At 46.0% G+C, this 18,226-nt stretch carries 19 protein-coding genes and 2 pseudogenes; 9 read left to right on the forward strand and 12 right to left on the reverse strand.

Annotated features, from left to right (window positions below):
- Positions 1–98: 98 nt before the first annotated feature.
- From ACR32F_RS15185 to ACR32F_RS15195, 3 genes are all read left to right on the forward strand, one after another.
- Positions 99–578, forward strand: a complete 480-nt coding sequence (locus tag ACR32F_RS15185) for a GyrI-like domain-containing protein (RefSeq protein WP_440119509.1) — start codon at positions 99–101, stop codon at positions 576–578.
- 21 nt (positions 579–599) lie between these two features.
- Positions 600–1,064 carry a phage tail protein gene (locus ACR32F_RS15190; RefSeq protein ID WP_440119873.1) on the forward strand — a complete coding sequence of 155 codons (465 nt, stop codon included), beginning with the start codon at positions 600–602 and terminating at the stop codon, positions 1,062–1,064.
- A 189-nt stretch (positions 1,065–1,253) separates the two neighbouring features.
- Positions 1,254–1,628: a winged helix-turn-helix transcriptional regulator gene (locus ACR32F_RS15195; protein ID WP_440119511.1), complete on the forward strand. Its 375-nt coding sequence runs from the start codon at positions 1,254–1,256 to the stop codon at positions 1,626–1,628.
- Between the two features lie 75 nt (positions 1,629–1,703).
- On the opposite strand, the gene ACR32F_RS15200 is transcribed toward ACR32F_RS15195, so the two are convergent.
- The 4 genes from ACR32F_RS15200 to ACR32F_RS15215 form a co-directional block, all read right to left on the reverse strand.
- On the reverse strand, positions 1,704–2,774 hold the full coding sequence (locus ACR32F_RS15200) for an SDR family oxidoreductase (RefSeq protein WP_440119512.1): 1,071 nt from the start codon (positions 2,772–2,774) through the stop codon (positions 1,704–1,706).
- 501 nt (positions 2,775–3,275) lie between these two features.
- Entirely contained in the window at positions 3,276–4,166 is an 891-nt protein-coding gene (locus ACR32F_RS15205; RefSeq protein ID WP_440119513.1) for a carbohydrate ABC transporter permease, read from the reverse strand.
- A 24-nt stretch (positions 4,167–4,190) separates the two neighbouring features.
- Entirely contained in the window at positions 4,191–5,081 is an 891-nt protein-coding gene (locus tag ACR32F_RS15210) for an ABC transporter permease (protein ID WP_440119514.1), read from the reverse strand.
- A gap of 87 nt (positions 5,082–5,168) precedes the next feature.
- Entirely contained in the window at positions 5,169–6,776 is a 1,608-nt protein-coding gene (locus ACR32F_RS15215; RefSeq protein ID WP_440119515.1) for a hypothetical protein, read from the reverse strand.
- A 429-nt stretch (positions 6,777–7,205) separates the two neighbouring features.
- Between ACR32F_RS15215 and ACR32F_RS15220 the strand changes: the two genes are divergently transcribed.
- From ACR32F_RS15220 to ACR32F_RS15240, 5 genes are all read left to right on the forward strand, one after another.
- The gene (locus ACR32F_RS15220; RefSeq protein ID WP_440119517.1) at positions 7,206–8,405 is read left to right on the forward strand and encodes a phosphoenolpyruvate hydrolase family protein; all 1,200 of its coding nucleotides are present in this window, start codon (positions 7,206–7,208) and stop codon (positions 8,403–8,405) included.
- Positions 8,406–8,548: 143 nt separating this feature from the next.
- Positions 8,549–9,769 carry a Tm-1-like ATP-binding domain-containing protein gene (locus ACR32F_RS15225; protein ID WP_440119518.1) on the forward strand — a complete coding sequence of 407 codons (1,221 nt, stop codon included), beginning with the start codon at positions 8,549–8,551 and terminating at the stop codon, positions 9,767–9,769.
- 51 nt (positions 9,770–9,820) lie between these two features.
- Positions 9,821–10,624, forward strand: coding sequence for a phosphoenolpyruvate hydrolase family protein (locus ACR32F_RS15230; RefSeq protein WP_440119875.1), 804 nt, complete (start codon positions 9,821–9,823; stop codon positions 10,622–10,624).
- Positions 10,625–10,836: 212 nt separating this feature from the next.
- Positions 10,837–11,277 (forward strand): hypothetical protein, encoded by a 441-nt coding sequence (locus tag ACR32F_RS15235; protein ID WP_440119519.1) that lies wholly within the window; start codon positions 10,837–10,839, stop codon positions 11,275–11,277.
- Positions 11,274–12,383 (forward strand): hypothetical protein, encoded by a 1,110-nt coding sequence (locus tag ACR32F_RS15240; RefSeq protein ID WP_440119520.1) that lies wholly within the window; start codon positions 11,274–11,276, stop codon positions 12,381–12,383. Before ACR32F_RS15235 ends, ACR32F_RS15240 begins: the two co-directional genes overlap by 4 nt.
- 104 nt (positions 12,384–12,487) lie before the next feature.
- On the opposite strand, the gene ACR32F_RS15245 is transcribed toward ACR32F_RS15240, so the two are convergent.
- Genes ACR32F_RS15245 through ACR32F_RS15255 form a run of 3 tightly spaced genes read right to left on the reverse strand, consistent with a single transcriptional unit; the run spans position 12,488 to position 14,915 of the window.
- Positions 12,488–13,015, reverse strand: coding sequence for an NUDIX hydrolase (locus ACR32F_RS15245; RefSeq protein ID WP_440119521.1), 528 nt, complete (start codon positions 13,013–13,015; stop codon positions 12,488–12,490).
- A complete protein-coding gene (locus ACR32F_RS15250) occupies positions 13,016–13,435 on the reverse strand; it encodes a universal stress protein (RefSeq protein ID WP_440119522.1) in 420 nt (139 codons plus the stop codon).
- A gap of 16 nt (positions 13,436–13,451) precedes the next feature.
- Positions 13,452–14,915, reverse strand: a complete 1,464-nt coding sequence (locus ACR32F_RS15255) for a SulP family inorganic anion transporter (RefSeq protein WP_440119523.1) — start codon at positions 14,913–14,915, stop codon at positions 13,452–13,454.
- A gap of 170 nt (positions 14,916–15,085) precedes the next feature.
- Between ACR32F_RS15255 and ACR32F_RS15260 the strand changes: the two genes are divergently transcribed.
- Entirely contained in the window at positions 15,086–15,628 is a 543-nt protein-coding gene (locus tag ACR32F_RS15260) for a recombinase family protein (protein ID WP_440119524.1), read from the forward strand.
- Positions 15,629–15,778: 150 nt separating this feature from the next.
- Here the strand turns inward: ACR32F_RS15260 and ACR32F_RS15265 are convergent.
- From ACR32F_RS15265 to ACR32F_RS15285, 5 genes and pseudogenes are all read right to left on the reverse strand, one after another.
- Positions 15,779–16,102: pseudogene (locus ACR32F_RS15265) on the reverse strand (cupin domain-containing protein); the annotation flags it as partial.
- A 1-nt stretch (position 16,103) separates the two neighbouring features.
- Positions 16,104–16,310, reverse strand: a pseudogene (locus ACR32F_RS15270) (family 1 glycosylhydrolase); the annotation flags it as partial.
- A 79-nt stretch (positions 16,311–16,389) separates the two neighbouring features.
- Positions 16,390–17,322 carry a PTS transporter subunit EIIC gene (locus ACR32F_RS15275; protein ID WP_440119877.1) on the reverse strand — a complete coding sequence of 311 codons (933 nt, stop codon included), beginning with the start codon at positions 17,320–17,322 and terminating at the stop codon, positions 16,390–16,392.
- 170 nt (positions 17,323–17,492) lie between these two features.
- On the reverse strand, positions 17,493–17,753 hold the full coding sequence (locus tag ACR32F_RS15280; RefSeq protein ID WP_440119525.1) for a PTS transporter subunit EIIB: 261 nt from the start codon (positions 17,751–17,753) through the stop codon (positions 17,493–17,495).
- 27 nt (positions 17,754–17,780) lie between these two features.
- Positions 17,781–18,122, reverse strand: a complete 342-nt coding sequence (locus ACR32F_RS15285; protein WP_440119526.1) for an EthD family reductase — start codon at positions 18,120–18,122, stop codon at positions 17,781–17,783.
- Positions 18,123–18,226 lie beyond the last annotated feature (104 nt).

The raw sequence follows: 18,226 nt of genomic DNA on the forward strand, positions 1-18,226 counted from the left end.
ATCATTTTCTGACATGATTTAAGGCTATTATAACCTTATCAAGTGAAAAGACAAACACAAACATTTGACGAAAATAAATGATAAGGATGGTAATGAATATGTCAAATTACACTTTGGTTGAAAAAGAAAGCTTTGCCGTATCAGGTATCGGAATTGAACTAAAAAGCGATTACACGGATTATGCTGGCATAAGTCAAGAAAAAGCTGTCTTCTGGCAGACGATCCAGCAGGATGGGACACTCGACGAATTAAAGGCCATTGCCGCAAATAACTACATTTTTGCTGTGAATGAGGCGGTAAACAACAAAATGATGCATTACGCTGGCGTTATGACTGAGGCATCCATACCGGGGATTACCAGAATCATACAGTTTCCGAAGGGGGATTACCTCGTTGTAGAAGGAGAAGAGAAAACGCCCGAGGCGTTGAGTAATCTGCTTACCGGGATTGCTTTTGGACAGGTCTTGTCAGAAGCGAGGCATATTGCCTATGTCGGCGGGCCGAACACGGTGGTTGAGATAGGGCAGCGGGACGGTTTCGTGTATGGCGAGATGTGGATTCCGGTTGTTCGAAAATAAAAGAGGAAAGGAACGATGAAAATGTCCGCTAGCGTTGATTTCAAGCATGTGATTACCGCTGGTTTAGAGTCCTCGCCAGTGGCAGCAGCGCTTGCGGGTTTGCGTGCAAACGAAGCCCGATACTTTATGAATAAATATAAGCATGAATTTACCGTTGTACCTGCAAATGAAAGTCAGGATGTCCTTGATTATGTGAACCGGATTCTGAGGGATGAGCGGGGGATCGAGTTCGCAGCCAAGCCACTGGAAACGTCACGCTTTCAAGTGGAAAATATCCAGTTCACATTCGTCTTCTATGAAGATGGTCTTGGATTGAATGTGATGTACACCGTAGATGATCCCAAGAAACGAGCTGTAGGTTTCAAGCTTTCAGAAGGCATGGAGATCCCCGGAGAGCTGGAAGGCAAATTTAAGTTTGCCCGCCAGAAGTCCAAGTTGGCAGGCACAATCCGAGGCTCATTTTTTGTAATCAAAGGTGAGTATTAGACGTACAATGAAGCCATATCCAACCAGAGAGCGGAAGATTCCGGCAAGCATTCGGGAACTTCCGTTTTTTTTGGCCGTTCCATTTTTTTCTGCAGTTGAAATGGGGGTGAAAAGCCGGATTGCCAAAGACGAAAATATATGAGGTAATTGAAGCAGGCAAAATAATGGGGAAGGGAGACAGAATAGGATATGCAGCAGGAACCGATCAAAGTATATAACACCGCAGTTGAGGCTCTTCTTGAAGTGATTGGTGGCAAATGGAAGCCGATTATTCTATTCCTTCTTACCTTTGGTAAGAAACGGAATGGTGAATTGATGAAAATGATCCCATCCATTACGCAGAAGGTGTTGACACAGCAGCTTAATGAACTGAAGGAGGCAGGAATCATTGTACGTATTTCCCATCATCAAGTTCCGCCAAAAGTGGAGTATGAGTTAACGGAGTATGGGTGGAGTCTTAAAGAAATCCTTCATCTGATGTGCAAATGGGGCGATACACATGTGGAAAAGGTGTATGGTGATCGAGGGAAAATTCTGTTCGAGCCGCCGACTTCCGAGCGTTGACGGATATAAGCAAAGCCGCTTCCTCAAAATCAGGAAGCGGCTTATTAAGTGTGATATTCCGAGTGTGCTAGTCCATTACGGGATGATTTTGCTCTCTCGCAAATTGGTGAATATATCCATAAACATCGTCTCTGTGTCTATAAAATCGTGAAAACCGAAGCGGCGGGCTTTGGAGCCGTCTGCGAAGAAATCATAGTCCCAGGAAAAGACAAAGTCACCGAATGCCCAAGAAGAGACCGCATCATAGGAATTATTCATCAGACCATACTTCTCAATCATTGAATTCCAAAGTTGTTCTTTGTCTGCCATCACCGTACCAAGCGAGAGAGGCAGGGGAGGAGCCGTTTCCAATTCGAAAAACGCAGCAATTTTGGGCCAAAGTTCATCCCAGCGAAACAGATCACCGTTGTTGATATTAAAGGCCTGGTTCGCACAGCGCGGATCTGTTGCCGCCCAAACGGTTGCACGAGCGAGCAATGATGCATCGGTCATTTCGAGCAGGGAATGGTACGCCCCCGGTTTCCCCGGAAAACGAAGTGGCAAGCCAAGCTCCTTAGAGATCGAGGCATATACTCCGATCACCATAGCCAGATTCATTGGATTGCCGAGAGCAATTCCGCACACAACAGAGGGGCGCAGCGCTGACCAGGTCCAGTTGCTTTTAGGTTGCCGTTCCTCCAAAAATCGCTGCTGATCGACATTAAATTCAGGAGGCATATGATGTGCATCGGTTTCCCTTGCAGGTGTCTTAAAGGGGCCAAGATGTGCGCCGTATACCTTGTAGCCCTGCATTAGGCTGATATGCTGAAGGCGGGGGGCAATCGGTTCGATGGTATTCACTACATTGACGAGCATCGCCAGGTTAGGCTGCACCAATTCGGCCCATGTCGGGCGGTCCTGGTAAGCAGCATAAAATATATGAGTAACCGTTGTTAAATCTTGCAGCTTGGCCCGCGTATCCGCTTCGTTCAGTAAATCCGCCGATATATAACGTAATCCTGGGGCATCTTTCCCTCCACGGCGCGATACGCCGATGATGTCCCATTCCGGGAGTGTCATGAGATAGTCAATCAGATTTTTTCCAATGACCCCTGCAGCACCGATGACAAGGGCAGTGTATGGAGTAACAGATGGATTGGGTTTCAATGGGCATTTCTCCTCTCGTGTTCTGTTCCTTATTGTGGCGCAAAACAAAGAAACGGAGAAGTACGCACCTCAAAGTGCTATACGAACTTCAAAGTAAGATATGGCCCTGAAGCAGGTTACAAGGAGGTGGGCCATGATTATTCAAAGAGCCTGCCCATCTCAAGGATGACTTTTTCAGGATGTTGTAAGCGGATTTAATATTGAGGTGGATATCGTCTCCAAATTCGCTCCAAGCGCTAACGAACCTACCACGTCTTAAAAGGCGAATAATCAAGGAACGCAACGTTTAACGAACCTCTTTCATGTTATTCCGTCATAAACCGGCGTCAGAACCTGAAAATCGATCCAATTGACACAATAACGTCTCTGTGATTCGTTACATCTCAGTCTTGTACATATCGGAGCGAATAGCGTGTGCTAGATTCATTAGAATAAAATAACACTAACAAACAAGGGATGTCCTCCGGCATTCTCATGACGTATGGAACATCCCCCTTCAGTTTATCCTTTGACGCTGCCGAGTACCAATCCTTTGGTAAAGTACTTCTGTAAGAACGGATAAACGAGCAAAATTGGAATGGCACCTAAAAACATTTGAGCAGCGCGACCCGTTCTGGCGTTCATCATGGATAGCAGTTGGGTGTAATCCGAGCCTGATTTCAGCATGATTTGCTCAAAGCTTTGCAGAAGGGTCTGCAGATAGCTTTGTAATGGATAGTTAGCCGGATTATTCATATAGATAATGCCATCGAACCATGAATTCCAATGCCCGACGATACTGAACAAGCCGACCGTTGCGAGAGCGGGCTTGAGGAGCGGGAGTAGAATACGGATCAACACCTGTAAAGGCCCGGCACCGTCGATGATCGCTGATTCTTCAATCTCCTCTGGCAGTCCCCTGATGAAATTCATGAGAATAATCATGCTAAATACAGGAAGTGCTCCGGGCAGAATCAGAGACCAGATGGAATCGATCAATCCCATTTTGACGACCACAAGGTAGGTTGGAATTAATCCTCCACTAAATAGCATGGTTACAACAAAAAATCCCATATAAATATTACGTCCCATTACTTTTTGTTTTGATTTGGAAAGCGGATAAGCAGCAAGCACGATTAAAACGAGATTCACAAACGTCCCGAGCACGGTTCGTTTAATGGCTACCCAGAGAGAGGAAAAAAATGACCCGCCAGTTAATGCAAATTCATAAGCTTTAGTGGTGAAATCGACTGGCCAAAATGTAACACCCCCGGCAGATACAGCCGAACTGCTGCTGAATGAAACAGCCAACAGGTTGATAAACGGCAGGACACAGAGTAGAGAAATGAGAAGTAGGATCGTGTAGTTCATGATATGAAACAAACGCCTGCTCAGACTTTTATCATTGATCATAATGACAGTTCCTCCTTAGAAGCATTAAAAGATGCGATAGCCGGCAACTCTATAGGCCAGGAAATAGGACAGGGCAACCAGTACGCTGGAAATGACGGATTTGAATAATCCAATGGCGGTACCAATCGAATATTGAGCCTGCTGAATTCCCAAACGGTATACATAGGTGTCAATAATATCACCGGTCTGATACACGACAGGGGAGTACAGGTTATAAATTTGGTCAAAGCCGGCATTAAGAACGTTTCCAAGCGACAATACCGTCATTAACACAATTGTTGGCATAAGCAGGGGCAAGGTGATATAGATGGTCTGCTTCCACCGCTTGGCTCCGTCAATCACCGCAGCCTCGTAAAGTCCCGGGTCAATGCTGGTGAGGGCAGCCAAGTAAACAACCGTGCCAAAGCCGAAGCCCTTCCAGATATCACTCACGATCATGGTCCATGGAAATAGGGATGGTGTGCCAAGAAAGGAAATAGGCTCTATTCCGAATACGCCCAAAAACGTATTGACGATGCCATCGGAGCTAAGTATATCCAGCATGATCCCGGCCATAATGACCCAGGACAGGAAGTTCGGAATGTATACAAGGGTTTGAAATGTGCGTTTGATTCCACTGTTGAGTACCTCGTTCAGCAATAAGGCAAAAATAACGGGCACGAGAATACCACCGATCATTTTGAAGATCGACATGTACAGTGTATTCCAGATCGTCCTTACGAAGTTCGGCTGATTAAAGACATGTGAAAAATTGTCCCATCCTACCCATGGTGAGTTGAAGCCGAGACCTGGATTGTATTTCTGAAACGCAATAATAAGCCCGTAAAAAGGGATGTAACTGAAAATGAAGACCAGGACCACGCTGGGGATCAACATGAGATGATAGGGACTCTGCTGTTTCCATTTTCTCAGCATTCATATTCCTCCGTTCTTGGGATAATGAAGATGTACCACCATTAAATAAAGGGGGCGAGAACATCCTCATCCCCTCTAAGTGAACATTTATTTTTTTCCGTAAGCGTCATTGACGGCCTGGGTTGCTTCATCACCTCCGGCTGATCGCCAATTCTGCACGACAACATCGAAATAATCGATATTTTCACTACCCATAATGATCTTGGTGAAACCTTCCGTCAGGATATCATCCAGGGTTGTACCGTAACTCGAAAGTACCTCCGGTGCACCTCCCCATAAAGCCGTCTTTGTGTAGTTCTCGCTATCAAGCACTTTCTTTGCCAGACCATACGCATTCTTTGGGGCGCCTTGTTGCAAATAATCACCGACCGCACCTGGTGTTGCATTCTCCTTGAATTCAACACTGTTGTTATACTTTTGCCACATTCCTGAAGTCGTTAGTCCGCTCGTATCCTTGGATTGAAGGGCTGCTGATACAGCCTCAAACTGCTCGTAGTCGGAATTGGGATTAAGCACACGGAACGCTCCGACCACATGGGCGATATCATTGTCCAGCAAGGCAGATAACGTTTCTTTGGATTCCTTGCCTGTACCTTCATCGACGATATAAGCATAATCGTTCAAAATTTTAATCACTTCTTGAGGGTGTTTAAACCCTTTCTTCATGACAATATAATAGTTGTTAGCAAAGGTAATGGATTGCTTCGCTTCCTTGCCATCGATGGTAGGGATGGTATAAGGATAAAAGATGGCATCCTTGCCCAAATTGGATACCGTATCTACACCGGGATTATAGCCCCACCACTGGTAATAGGGCTGCATTCCCACTTTGCCTGCTACGATATCGGCATTCATTGCGTTAAAGTCTTTGATGGCGAACTCCGGATCAATAATGCCCCGCTTGTACCATTCCGACCATTTAGCCAGTGCATCCTTCATCTCAGGCTGGATGGAACCGTACACCAGTTTGCCACTGCTATCCTCAAGCCAAAGATCGGGGTGTGCATTCCATGCAATGGCGAGCAGGTTCAGGTAATCCAGCGTTTGATCTACCGCTAGGCCATAAGCTCCGTGCTTTTCCATAAATTTCAATGCTATATTTTCGATGTCTTCTACCGATTTGGGGTCCTGAAGACCAAGCTCTTCTTTCCAATCATTCCGAATCCAGACGAAGTCTGGTTGGTCAATTAATCCCCAGTGCATTTGCGGTATCCCGTACAGCTTGCTGTCCTTCTTACCAGACTCATAGCTATCTGCATCGGTTTCCATGTAGCCTTTAAGACGTTCAGAGGCGTGTTGATCAAAAACTTCCGTAAGGTCCATCACCATATCCGCTTCAACCAACTGCCTCAATTGCGATGGATTAACTCTAAACACGTCGGGAAGGTCGTTCGAAGCTATAGCCAAATTCAATTTTGTATCGTACTCATCGCTAACCCAATCGGTTTTGAGATCAATATTAAACTTCTCTTTGTAGCGCCTGGTCCACACATTGTTTGTAATGTCGTCGCCCTTTGGATATTTCGCTGAAGTGTATTCAGAAGTAACCGTGTGGATGGTTATTGTCCCAGCCTCGTTGGTGTCCGAATCCGTGTTGTCTGAAGATTTCTTGATAGCGCTTCCATTTGAGCAGGCTGTGAATAACAAGGTAGACATGCATAAAGACAATAGTAACGTTTTGGTTTTCCTATTCATCGTTGTGCCCCCTTTTTCGCGATTGTGTAATCATGGTCTACTAGGAATTATTGTAATCGAAGAAGGGGTCACGTGATATAAAGGTTATTGACGACAAGCAGTTCGTTTTTTGACTTTCGATGGATAAAAGAGGAATGAAAAGAAGAGATCATGCACTTATTTTACTTTTGCCTAATCTTATTTTTACTAAAAAGGTGCCCGATGCTAAATCTTGCAAAATGACGAGGGCGCCGGCTGCCCCTATGCTTTTGTTAAGACTGTCCGGCAGTAGTCTTTGAGCTTATGTGTCCAGGAATTGGCATGTTATAATAAGAGGATAATGAGGATAGTTCTTGCAGAATTATAAGGCTGTTTTGCGATGAGGTGAGCTTGGCTTCTGTCCCCATGGGTATTGAAGAGAAATCTGTAGAGATAAGGGGCTGATGGAGCTTGAACAGAACAGCCGTACTGGAGCGTCTTCAATCACAGCTGCACGAGGGTAATCACATCATCGGCGTTTCGACAGGCACGGGGATCACAGCCAAGTATGCAGCTCAGAGCGGAGCGGACTTTATATTAATGCTGAACTCCGGCAAGTTTCGCCAGATGGGAAGAAGCTCTCTGGCGGGCTTTTTGCCGTTTTGCAACAGTAACGATATGGTGATGGATTTTGCGTCAAGAGAAATTGTGCCGCTGGTGAGGCAAGCTCCCGTACTTTTTGGACTGAATGCGAATGATCCAACCATAGAAATGGCCGATTATATTGGGGAAATCAAGGGCAGAGGATTTTCGGGAGTCAATAATTATCCGACGGTCGGCCTGATAGATGGATTGTTCAGAGAGGCTCTGGAGGAAGACGGGATCAGCTATGAGAGAGAGGTTGAGGCCATACGCTTGGCCCATCGACAGGAGTTGTTTACAGTGGCTTTTGTATTTGACGAGCTTCAAGCGGCACAAATGATCGAGGCGGGGGCAGATGTAATCTGTGCTCATCTCGGCCTGACCGAGGGCGGATTATTGGGTGCGCGGAAGGTTGTATCCTTAGAGGCCGCTAAATCAAAGGCACTGCGTATTTTCGATGCCTGCGAGCATCTTAAGCCTGATTTGATCAAGATGATTTACGGCGGTCCGGTAAAGACGCCTGTCGATGTCCAGTACATGTATAACAACAACACAGACATTATGGGTTATATTGGCGGATCTGCCTTTGAACGAATTCCTTCCGAGAATTTGATTACAGCAATTACTCGCGATTTTAAACGCCTGGGTAAACTGGATGAGGACGATTTGATGGTCAAAATGCTGAACGGCATCACCAAGCATTATGATTACGTAGAGTTTGTCAAGGAATACGTAGCACAAAACTACAGCAGTGAAATTGTTTTTTCCGATCTGGCCAAGGTTGCTCATGTATCGCGCAGCTATTTGAGCAGTTTGTTTAAAAAGGAGGTTGGTTGCAGCTTTCAGACCTATCTTGTGAGCTTCCGCATAAATAAAGCCGTCACGCTTCTCCATGCGCCACAGCTTCAATTATCCGTGGTGGCCGAGATGGTAGGGTATCCGGACTATGCCCAATTCAGCAAAATGTTTAAAAAGCTTAAAGACTGCTCTCCCAAGAAGTACAGATCTAACCTAAACACAAAAACATAGAACATAAAAGCGTTTTCACGAATGAACAGGACCAGTATGATGAAGCTATAGTGATCGTACTGGTTTTTCTGTTAGCGAAAAAAATCAGAATGCTACCTGCGATCAAGCTTGACTCTAAATGATTCATACGAGGAGGCAGCAGGATGAAGACCGTCGCAATAGCTGGAACGTTTGATACGAAAGGTGATGAGTACCTTTACATTAAGAGGATTGCAGAGGAGCTTGGGCTGGGGACCTTGATGATTCATACAGGCGTATTCGAGTCAGCCTTTGTTCCGGATGTGTCTAATCGGGAAGTTGCCCGTGCTGCGGACATGGAAATAGAGGAGCTTGCGGCAAGGAAGGATCGGGCCTTGGCTACAGAGGTTTTGTCCAAAGGATTGGAGAAGCTGGTACCACAGTTGTACAAGCAGGGGGAATTTGATGGAATCATTTCCTTTGGAGGCACGGGCGGAACCTCACTGGTCGCACCGGCCATGAGAGCCCTGCCGATTGGCGTTCCGAAGGTGATGGTATCGACCGTTGCGTCTGGAAACACAGCTCCATACGTAGGCACGAGTGATATTGTCATGATTCCGTCTGTGGTGGATGTAGCAGGATTGAATTCGATTTCTACGAAAATATTCACAAATGCGTTATTTGCGATGGCGGGCATGCTCCAGTTTGAGCATACGCACAAACTAGAGAAGAAGCCGCTGGTTGCAGCTACGATGTTTGGAGTGACGACTTCCTGTGTGACAGCGGCAAGAAAATATTTGGAGGAGCGAGGCTACGAGGTGCTTGTGTTTCACGCCACGGGCATCGGAGGGCAGTCGATGGAGGCGTTGATTAAGGCGGGCTTCATTGAAGGGGTATTGGACCTGACGACAACGGAGTGGGCGGATGAGATCATCGGCGGTGTCTTGAACGCGGGGCCGCATCGCCTGGAGGCTGCAGGCCGCAATCGTATTCCGCAGGTGGTTTCGGTGGGCGCCTTGGATATGTGCAATTTTGGGCCGATAGATTCCGTGCCAGAGAAATTCAAGGATCATACGTTTTATCAGCATAATCCGACCGTAACTCTGATGAGAACCACGGTGAAAGAGAATGAACAGATCGGCAGGAAGCTTGCGGAGAAGCTGAATATGGCCAAGGAAAGCACAGTGCTAATGCTGCCGCTTGGAGGCATCTCCGCCATTGATGTGGAGGGGCAACCTTTCTACGGCCCGGAGGAGGACCAGATGCTGTTCGATACCCTGCGCCAGCATGTCGATATCTCGATAGTTGAAGTGATTGAATTGGATTGCGCCATCAACGATCCGGCCTTTGCAGAGGCCGCAGCTCAAAAGCTGATCGCTCTCATGCATGCTTCAAATTCCAACTGAATCCAATAGGGAGGGAGATACGAAATGAATAAGCTGTCCAGATCAGAAATTATGGCCAAATTCAGGGAAGAGGTTACGCAGGGTAAAATTCTCCTTGGTGTCGGGGCAGGCACAGGCATTACGGCCAAGAGCAGTGAAGCGGGTGGAGCGGATATGCTGATCGTATACAATTCCGGCCGGTACAGAATGGCGGGCCGCGGCTCGCTTGCGGGCTTGCTTTCCTATGGAGATGCCAATCAAATCGTCGTGGAGATGGGAGCCGAAGTGCTGCCCGTTGTCAAGCATACGCCTGTTCTGGCAGGGGTATGCGGCACCGATCCGTTTCGAGTGATGGAGGTATATCTGAAGCAGCTGAAGGAGCAGGGCTTCAGCGGTGTTCAGAACTTCCCAACAGTAGGCTTGATTGATGGGGTGTTCAGACAAAACCTGGAGGAAACCGATATGGGGTACTACCTGGAGGTTGAAATGATCCGGATTGCCCATGAGCTGGATTTGCTGACCACTCCGTATGTTTTTGATCCAGCTCAGGCGAAGGCCATGGCGAAAGCGGGAGCCGACATTTTGGTTGCACATATGGGCTTGACAACCAAGGGCTCGATTGGCGCAAAAACAGCACTGACCTTGGACGATTGTGTAGAACGAATCGAGGCGATTATTGAAGCCGGTCGGGCTGTGAACCCGGATATCATGATTATTTGCCACGGTGGACCCATTGCAGATCCTGAGGATGCGGCCTATGTCATTGAGAGAACGCAGGGCATCGATGGATTCTTCGGCGCGTCCAGCATCGAGCGTTTTGCGGCGGAGAAGGGCATTACACAGCAGACAGAGTCCTTCAAGTCGATTCGGAAATAGCATGTTAGCGTTGGAAAAGCGTATAGACCGCGTGGAGTCCTTTTTACGTATGTTCGGGAAGCCATGCCGTATATCCCCTTTTTCGATTACCGCGCATAGTACGAAGTGATCCTACTGTCGGAGGACGGGAAAAGTGATCAGGCGCGAGAAAACCTTGAGTCAATTAAGAAGCAATAGATGAGATAGGTACCTCGCAGCAGTGGTATCCAGACATGAAAGGAACGTTTGTACAATATGGGGGATTCACATGCTCTATTGAAAAAGGGACGGTCGGGTACACGTTAGGATATGAGAATGCCCCGTTGCTGTTTATCAAATCAAGACTTGTTCATGAGCGAGCTCCCCTTGGAGAGAACTGCTTCGAACTGGGGGTAGGGGAGTCGGTTGGACTCACTCTTGAACTATATAACTACGAGTCGGCATCAGAGCTCGGCATTAATTCCGCGATGGAGTCAATCTATGAGCGGTATCACGAGCAGCCAAGAGAAGGAAGCAACATTCAGGTAACGGTATCGGATATGTCCAATGCCATCTACGAGTATGCCTGGCTTCCAGAGGAACGTCATTACTCCACCTTTGTATATGAAGACGCGCTACAACCGGAAACTACCGATTCAATAAAATTATCTCGATCAGTTGGACCAATGGCATGACGATAGCTGCACCGATGCTGATGGCCGCACTGCGCCTGAATCATGAGCCCATGCGACAGCAGGCCTTGTCCTGTATTACGAATATTATCGAGCATGCCATGAATCCCGAATCCGGTCTTCCTTACGATGCCTATCAGGACGGCATATGGAGCATCAAAGGTTGGTGGTTTGACGGGATGCGTACGCCGGGACATTCCTCATACCTCGTAGCACAAGCAATGTTCTACATTCTTAAGTGCTACGATTATGAGAAACGCATTCGTAATAACAGGCACGATGATTGGCTTGCATATGTCAGGCAGGTGCTTGATCGTCTGGAGTGTACAAAGAATACGGATGGAGAATATCCTACTATTATGTCAGAGCGGACAGGGACAGGTCTCGAATATGATGCCTTTAGCGGGACCTGGTGTCTCGCTGCCATGGCATATTACAGTTGGTTAACCCAAGATTTATCCTCCCTGGATGAACTGAGACGAAGTGAAGCCCATTACTACGATACCTATGTCAAACATATGGAATGTTACGGCGCTCCGCTCGATGCGGATAAGGCGGTTGATTCGGAAGGCATTTTGGCTTACATCAAAGCCGTTCGGTTTCTGCACGCGCTGACCGGCGATGAGCTATTCCTTGATCACATGAGAGATGCGATCTGCTACGAGTTCAGCTTCAATTTTTGTTACAACTCACCTGTTAAAATTCCGCCGCTCAGTACATTAAATTGGTCCAGTTCCGGGGGAAGTGTTACTTCTGTAGCCAATCCGCACATTCACCCCATGTCGAGTAACCTGGTGGACGAATTGTTATACTATGTTCAGCAGCGTGAAGATGCCTATGTACGCCAACGCATGATGGATACGATTGGGTGGGGGTGTCAGACCTACAATCGCTATGATCGGGAATTCGGATATGGCAAAAAAGGATGGATGTCCGAACGGTTCTGTCACTCCGAAGGACTGGTTACCGAAAAGTATGCGGATGGCACATCAGCCAGCACCTGGTTTTGTCTGATGCCCTGGGCCAGCGGATCGATTATCGAAGGACTTGTTGGCGACTATTGGGATTATGCACAGTCAGCAGCCGATGGGGTGGGTTTTAAAGTTTGACTACTAAAAAATGCAAGCATAGGACCTGGAAAAGCGGGACCTTTGCTTGCATTTTTTAGCTTCTTATAAACTTATAATGTGTTTCTGTGACGCAAGGACTAAAGCTATTGAAGTAATTCGGATGCAATAAGCTCCAGAACAATCGTCTCTCTTTGGATCGAGAATCCCATGGAAGCCTCTTTGTTCAATATCACCTGCCGATTATGCGAAATAGCCTGGTGAATATCGATCCAGACGGCAGACATGCCGTTATGCATTTCATAGTCTTCAAGCTGTGCTTCTCCAAGTTGTTCATGAATGTTACAAACATAGTAATAAGATAACATATGAATGACGTCATACTCAGGTTTGTAATGGGGACGGTACTCTTCAATGTACCCGAACTCACTAGCCACCTCAACTTGAATAGCGCCTGTTTCTTCTGTAATTTCTCTTCGTAGTCCACTAAGTAGTTCCTCATTAGCTTCCACACCACCTCCAGGGAAACTGTAATCATTATATCTACGGGTATAGAGTAGAAGAATGTCAGAGCCACGCAAAATAATACCACGTGCCGCTTGTCGTTCAAATATCCGTCCACTCAAATTAGGTGTATCTGGGTGGATCAACTTTTGAATTATTCTCATTGTCATCTATTTCACAATCATAACTGGACATCGAGCTCTCTTGACTACTTTGTGACTCACACTTCCCAGTACAAATTCCTGTAAGGAGTTCAGTCCACGGCTTCCAATAATAAGCAAATCAACGTTGTTCTTGTTCGCATAATCAACAATCGTGGGGCCAGGGTCTCCATTTACAAAGGTAACTCGATGTTTTACATTCTTTTGTATGAGCTCTTGTTGGACAGGAATCAGTTTCTGTTTGCGTTTCAGTTCAATTTCCTCATGATTTGCAGAATGGAGAACTTCCTCCTTCACCTTGGACAAGTCAACGACAAACAAAATCTCAACCTCAGCATCAGGAACCAAGGATGCAATATAAGCTGCTTCTTTCGCCGCACGAATGGCATTATTGGAGCCATCTGCCGCAAGCATAATATGTTGATACATATTAATCTCTCCCATCTTAATGTGATTTAAGTTGTGCATTAACATCACGGTATACCGCCAGTTTATTAATGAGTTTTTCACTGGAGGCATTGAGGCCCATAATCGTGACACGATTATGTTTCTCGCGGTACTTGATGACGACCTTATCGACAGCACCTACACCCGAATCATCCCAGATGTGCGCATTCGAAAAGTCAATGACGATATCTGCATCTGCAATGTCAAAGTCAAAAGCTTCGATGAATCCTTCTACAGAAGCAAAGAATATCTGACCTGTCACATCAAATCTTACGCTGTTCTTCGTGGAGAGACTCTTCACACTAACCTTGGAAATTTTGGCGGCAAAGAATATGGCACTGAAAATCACTCCAACAATGACACCAATGGCCAAATTATCTGTTGCCACAACCACAATAACGGTTACCAGCATAACGAAAGCATCACTTATGGGCGCTTTACGGAGATAAGAGAAGGATGACCAGTCGAATGTTCCAATGGCCACCATAATCATGATTCCTGCAAGTACCGGCATCGGTATCTGTACAACGACTCCGCCAAGTACAAGAATGAGGAACATGAGAAAAAGTCCAGCCACCAGTGTGGACAATCTTCCCCGTCCGCCCGACTTGACGTTGATGACAGACTGTCCAATCATGGCACAACCAGCCATACCACCGAAGAATCCGGTAATAATGTTGGCAATCCCTTGTCCGCGGGCTTCTTTGTTTTTGTTGCTGTCCGTGCCTGTCATATCATCTACGATGGAAGATGTCAGAAGAGATTCAACCAACCCGACAATCGCCAGCGAGATAGAGAATGGGAATATGATTTGCAAGGTCTCCATGTTTAAAGGAATATCGGGAATGAAGAATGAAGGTAGAGACTGCGTGATTACTCCCAGTTCTCCAACGGTCCCGAGATTCAGATTGCCCCAGATAGCAGCTGCGGTCAGAGCGACGATGGCAATGAGAGGTGCAGGAATCGCTTTGAAGAATCGGGGTAAAACATATACAATGAGTAAAGTAAACGCCACGAACAAATATGTTAGTGTAGATATGCCTACAAAATGCGGAACCTGTGCCATAAAGATGAGTATGGCAAGAGCGTTGACAAATCCAATCATGACAGCCCTTGGTATAAATTTCATGAGTTTTCCAATTTTAAGCACGCCAAAGATGAGTTGTATTACACCTGTGAGAATGGTGGCCGCGAGCAGATACTGAATCCCATGTTCTTTGACCAAGGGCACCATCAGTAGAGCCATGGCTCCGGTAGCTGCCGATATCATGCCCGGGCGTCCACCGATAAACGAGATGATTACTGCAATACAGAAGGATGCATATAGTCCCACCATAGGATCTACACCAGCAATAATCGAAAATGCAATCGCTTCGGGGATCAACGCCAGGGCAACTACAATGCCAGCCAGGACGTCTCCCCTGATGTTGGAAAACCAGTCTGTCTTAATTCGTTCAATCACGTGTACTTCCACTCCTTATCTGTTATTTTGATATGACTTTCGCCCTGTACGGAAAGTCATGCCCGGTTGAAGTAAATCGATCGTACCACGGATCGTTCCAAAATGGAACCTTTATGGTTCTTTATTTGTGTTATAATTTTATAATGTCAATTGCAGTTAGGAGCTTTCACATGATTATTGGCTACATGAGACCTTCTCAGGATGATCCACAATGTCATACTCAATACGAAATTTTAAAACGAAAATCCTGTGATCTGTTGTTCAAAGAGGAGCATTCTTCTGCCAAGCAGAGAGTCCAATTGGAGAGGATGATGAAGGAGTTGAAAGCAGGGGACACTGTTGTTATAACCCGATTGTTCTGCCTCGCTGATTCTGCGAGGCATCTTGCCGATCTGTTGGGCGTATTCGAGCTAAGGCAGGCCTGTCTATATTCTTTGAACGAAAACTTGAATACCCAGGATGGTTCAGGGCATATTTTCCTGGAGCACGTTAAAGCTTTACTTGATTTTCAAGGTGATCTAAGCAGTGAACATACCAAAAGAGGAATGGATGAAGCAAAAGAAAAGGGGACGAAGTTAGGACGACCTCGTAAACTGGATGGTAATGTGATGAAGGCGTTGCAGATGTATGAAAGCAAGGAGTACAGTCTCGCTCAGATCCGTGAAGAAACCGGAATCAGCAAAACGACATTATACCGCTATTTGGGTTCCTGATAGTATTACTAACCGCCGCAAGACAAAAAGACTCCTACCAGTGAGACGTTTCATTTCCCCTGGTAGGAGTCTTTTTGTTGGTCGACAGTGAAGTCGGTATCTTGACACGAACATTCAAAAAAACATTAGAGGTTCTACGAATTTAATTTACTATCCTTCAGCAGACATGGCAATGGCTTTCGTTTCATGAACTGTTCCATAAGGATGTTCTGGGGGAGCGTAGATCACGTATACTTTTAGAGGTATAGTGCCTGTATTGGTGATATTGTGCCATTTGCCAGCAGGCACCATAATAGCATAGTCCTCCGAGGCCATCGTTTGGAAATCCAATTGGTCTTTCCGGTCTCCCATTTGCACAAGTCCCTGACCTTCTTCAATACGAATGAATTGATCGGTTGTCGGATGGACCTCCAATCCGATATCTTCGCCAACACGGATACTCATCAAAGTCACTTGGAAATGTTTTCCTGTCCACTAGATCCGACTTGAAATGATGATAAAAATCGACAGCTTGATGTTTCAAATACTCACTTTGGGGAGGAGAGACGATTGGTCCCCAAATTCCGTTAGGTAATACGTCTGCAACAGATAGACCTTTACCTCCTTCCATGTAAGCTCCTTCGACTTGATTGGCAGCTAATGCGCCGCCCCATAGAAAGTTATCCGGAAATTTTTCCACAATATTCTTCCTTTCTGAGTAGCATCACTAGTGAATGATGCTACTGTTATATATGAATAGTGTTATAGTTTAAGAGTCAGGACTAGATTCGGATGGGTCGTTTGACTATCCTCTGTTGGTATAACTGTAGTACAAGCACCGTTGCCACGATCAAGGACACGAATGCGCCGAGTATAGCGTACCCGATTGGAGTAAAGGCACCGAAGGCAAAAACACTCTGGAGAACAAAGGAGGTCGCATTGACTTTAAACACAGCAAGGAGAACCCCACCGATGGCACCCGCCAAAATCATTAGCGGAATTAACCTTTTATAACGAAGAACGATACCATATAGAATCGGTTCTGTAACTCCTGCGAGTAATGCGGTCATGGTTGAGGAACCTGCCGCTGCCTTCAACGAGGAATCCTTAGTTTTCAGGAAAACACCTAATGCGATACCCGTTTGAGAGAATGTCGCTGCTAACCACATACCGATGATCGGATCTGCTCCAAGCTCGCTCAGATTCAACAAAATAATGGGTACCAATCCCCAGTGGACGCCCAGAACCACGAGGAAAGGAACTAGACCTCCAATGACTAGACCAGCAATAACCCCACTATTTTCCACTAGAAATGTTATACCGCTAGCGATGCCCTGGCTTACGTAAACACCAAATGGCCCAAATGCAATGACTGTTAATGGTACAACAATAATAAGTGACAGCATGGGAACGAGGAACAACTGAACACTCTTCGGAATGTATCTCTTCAGATGTCTTTCCAGTACCGTAAAGATTGAAACTGCAATAAAGACGGGAAACACGGTAGAGGCATAGTCAGCAACGATGACTGGTATGCCAAGGAATGTCGTTCGTTCCACACCGGAAGTTAGTATTCCTGTAAAATTAGGTTCCATTAATGCAGCACCGATAACACCGCCTACGTATGGGGTAGAGCCAAGTTTAGTAGCCAACGTAATCCCTAGTAGGATGGGGAGGAAATAAAACACCGCATTACTTGCAGCAGCAAGGATCAGGTACGTGTGTGACTCCGAGTGTGATCAAGATACTCAATAATGCTTTAATCATACCTGAGCCGGCCAAAGCTGGAAGAAGGGGGGAGAAGCTGCCTGAAATAATTTCAAAGATCCGGGAAGTAACGCTTGTCTTTTTCGCATTGGACTGCTTTTCTTTGGGAGAATTCACATTAAGTTGCTCCATAAACGCTATAAACTTCGGGAACCTGATTTCCAATGACAACTTGATATTGGCCACCACTCTCTACCACCGTTAGTACTTCCTTCATTTGTTCCAGTGAAATCTTATCCGCTTTGCTTGGATCGTTTAGGACGAATCTTAAGCGCGTCGCACAATGTACTAGACTTTCAATATTAGACTCACCGCCGACCAAGCGGACAATATCTGCTGCTGCATTTTCATATTTTTTACTGCTGCTCTCTTTTGCCATAAGGTTCCGCTCCTCTGAAATCTATTCTTACAATTGAGTAAACACCGTTCTAATCGTTACAGGTATCGTTATCATCGTTGATACATCCAGCATTCTCAGAGTATCGTCATCTAAGATTTTTCCTGTCTCGGAAGCCCAGGCTGCTGCTTCGGCACTTTCAAATGTGTATATGGAAATGGCATCAAACCCCTCCAGTTTATCAGCATAATCTCCATCTCCTAATCCAGTTTCTCTTACTGGATGCTGTCGATATTCAACTAATCCAGGCAGTTGTCGCGCAATCGGACCATGAACATGCTCATAGTGATGATGGAATTCCTCCAACGTGAGTCCAGAATGTCGCCTAAATATGAAAACAATGGAATGCATAAGAATCCTCCTTTATTGATTGTGAACTACAATATGGTTGTTCATGATGGTATAATAAAGTCTATTGTTACAATACAGTCAAGAGTGATTTGCTGAATGCAAGC

The sequence above is a fragment of the Paenibacillus hebaui genome, from assembly GCF_051934385.1.
Lineage (GTDB): Bacteria > Bacillota > Bacilli > Paenibacillales > Paenibacillaceae > Paenibacillus.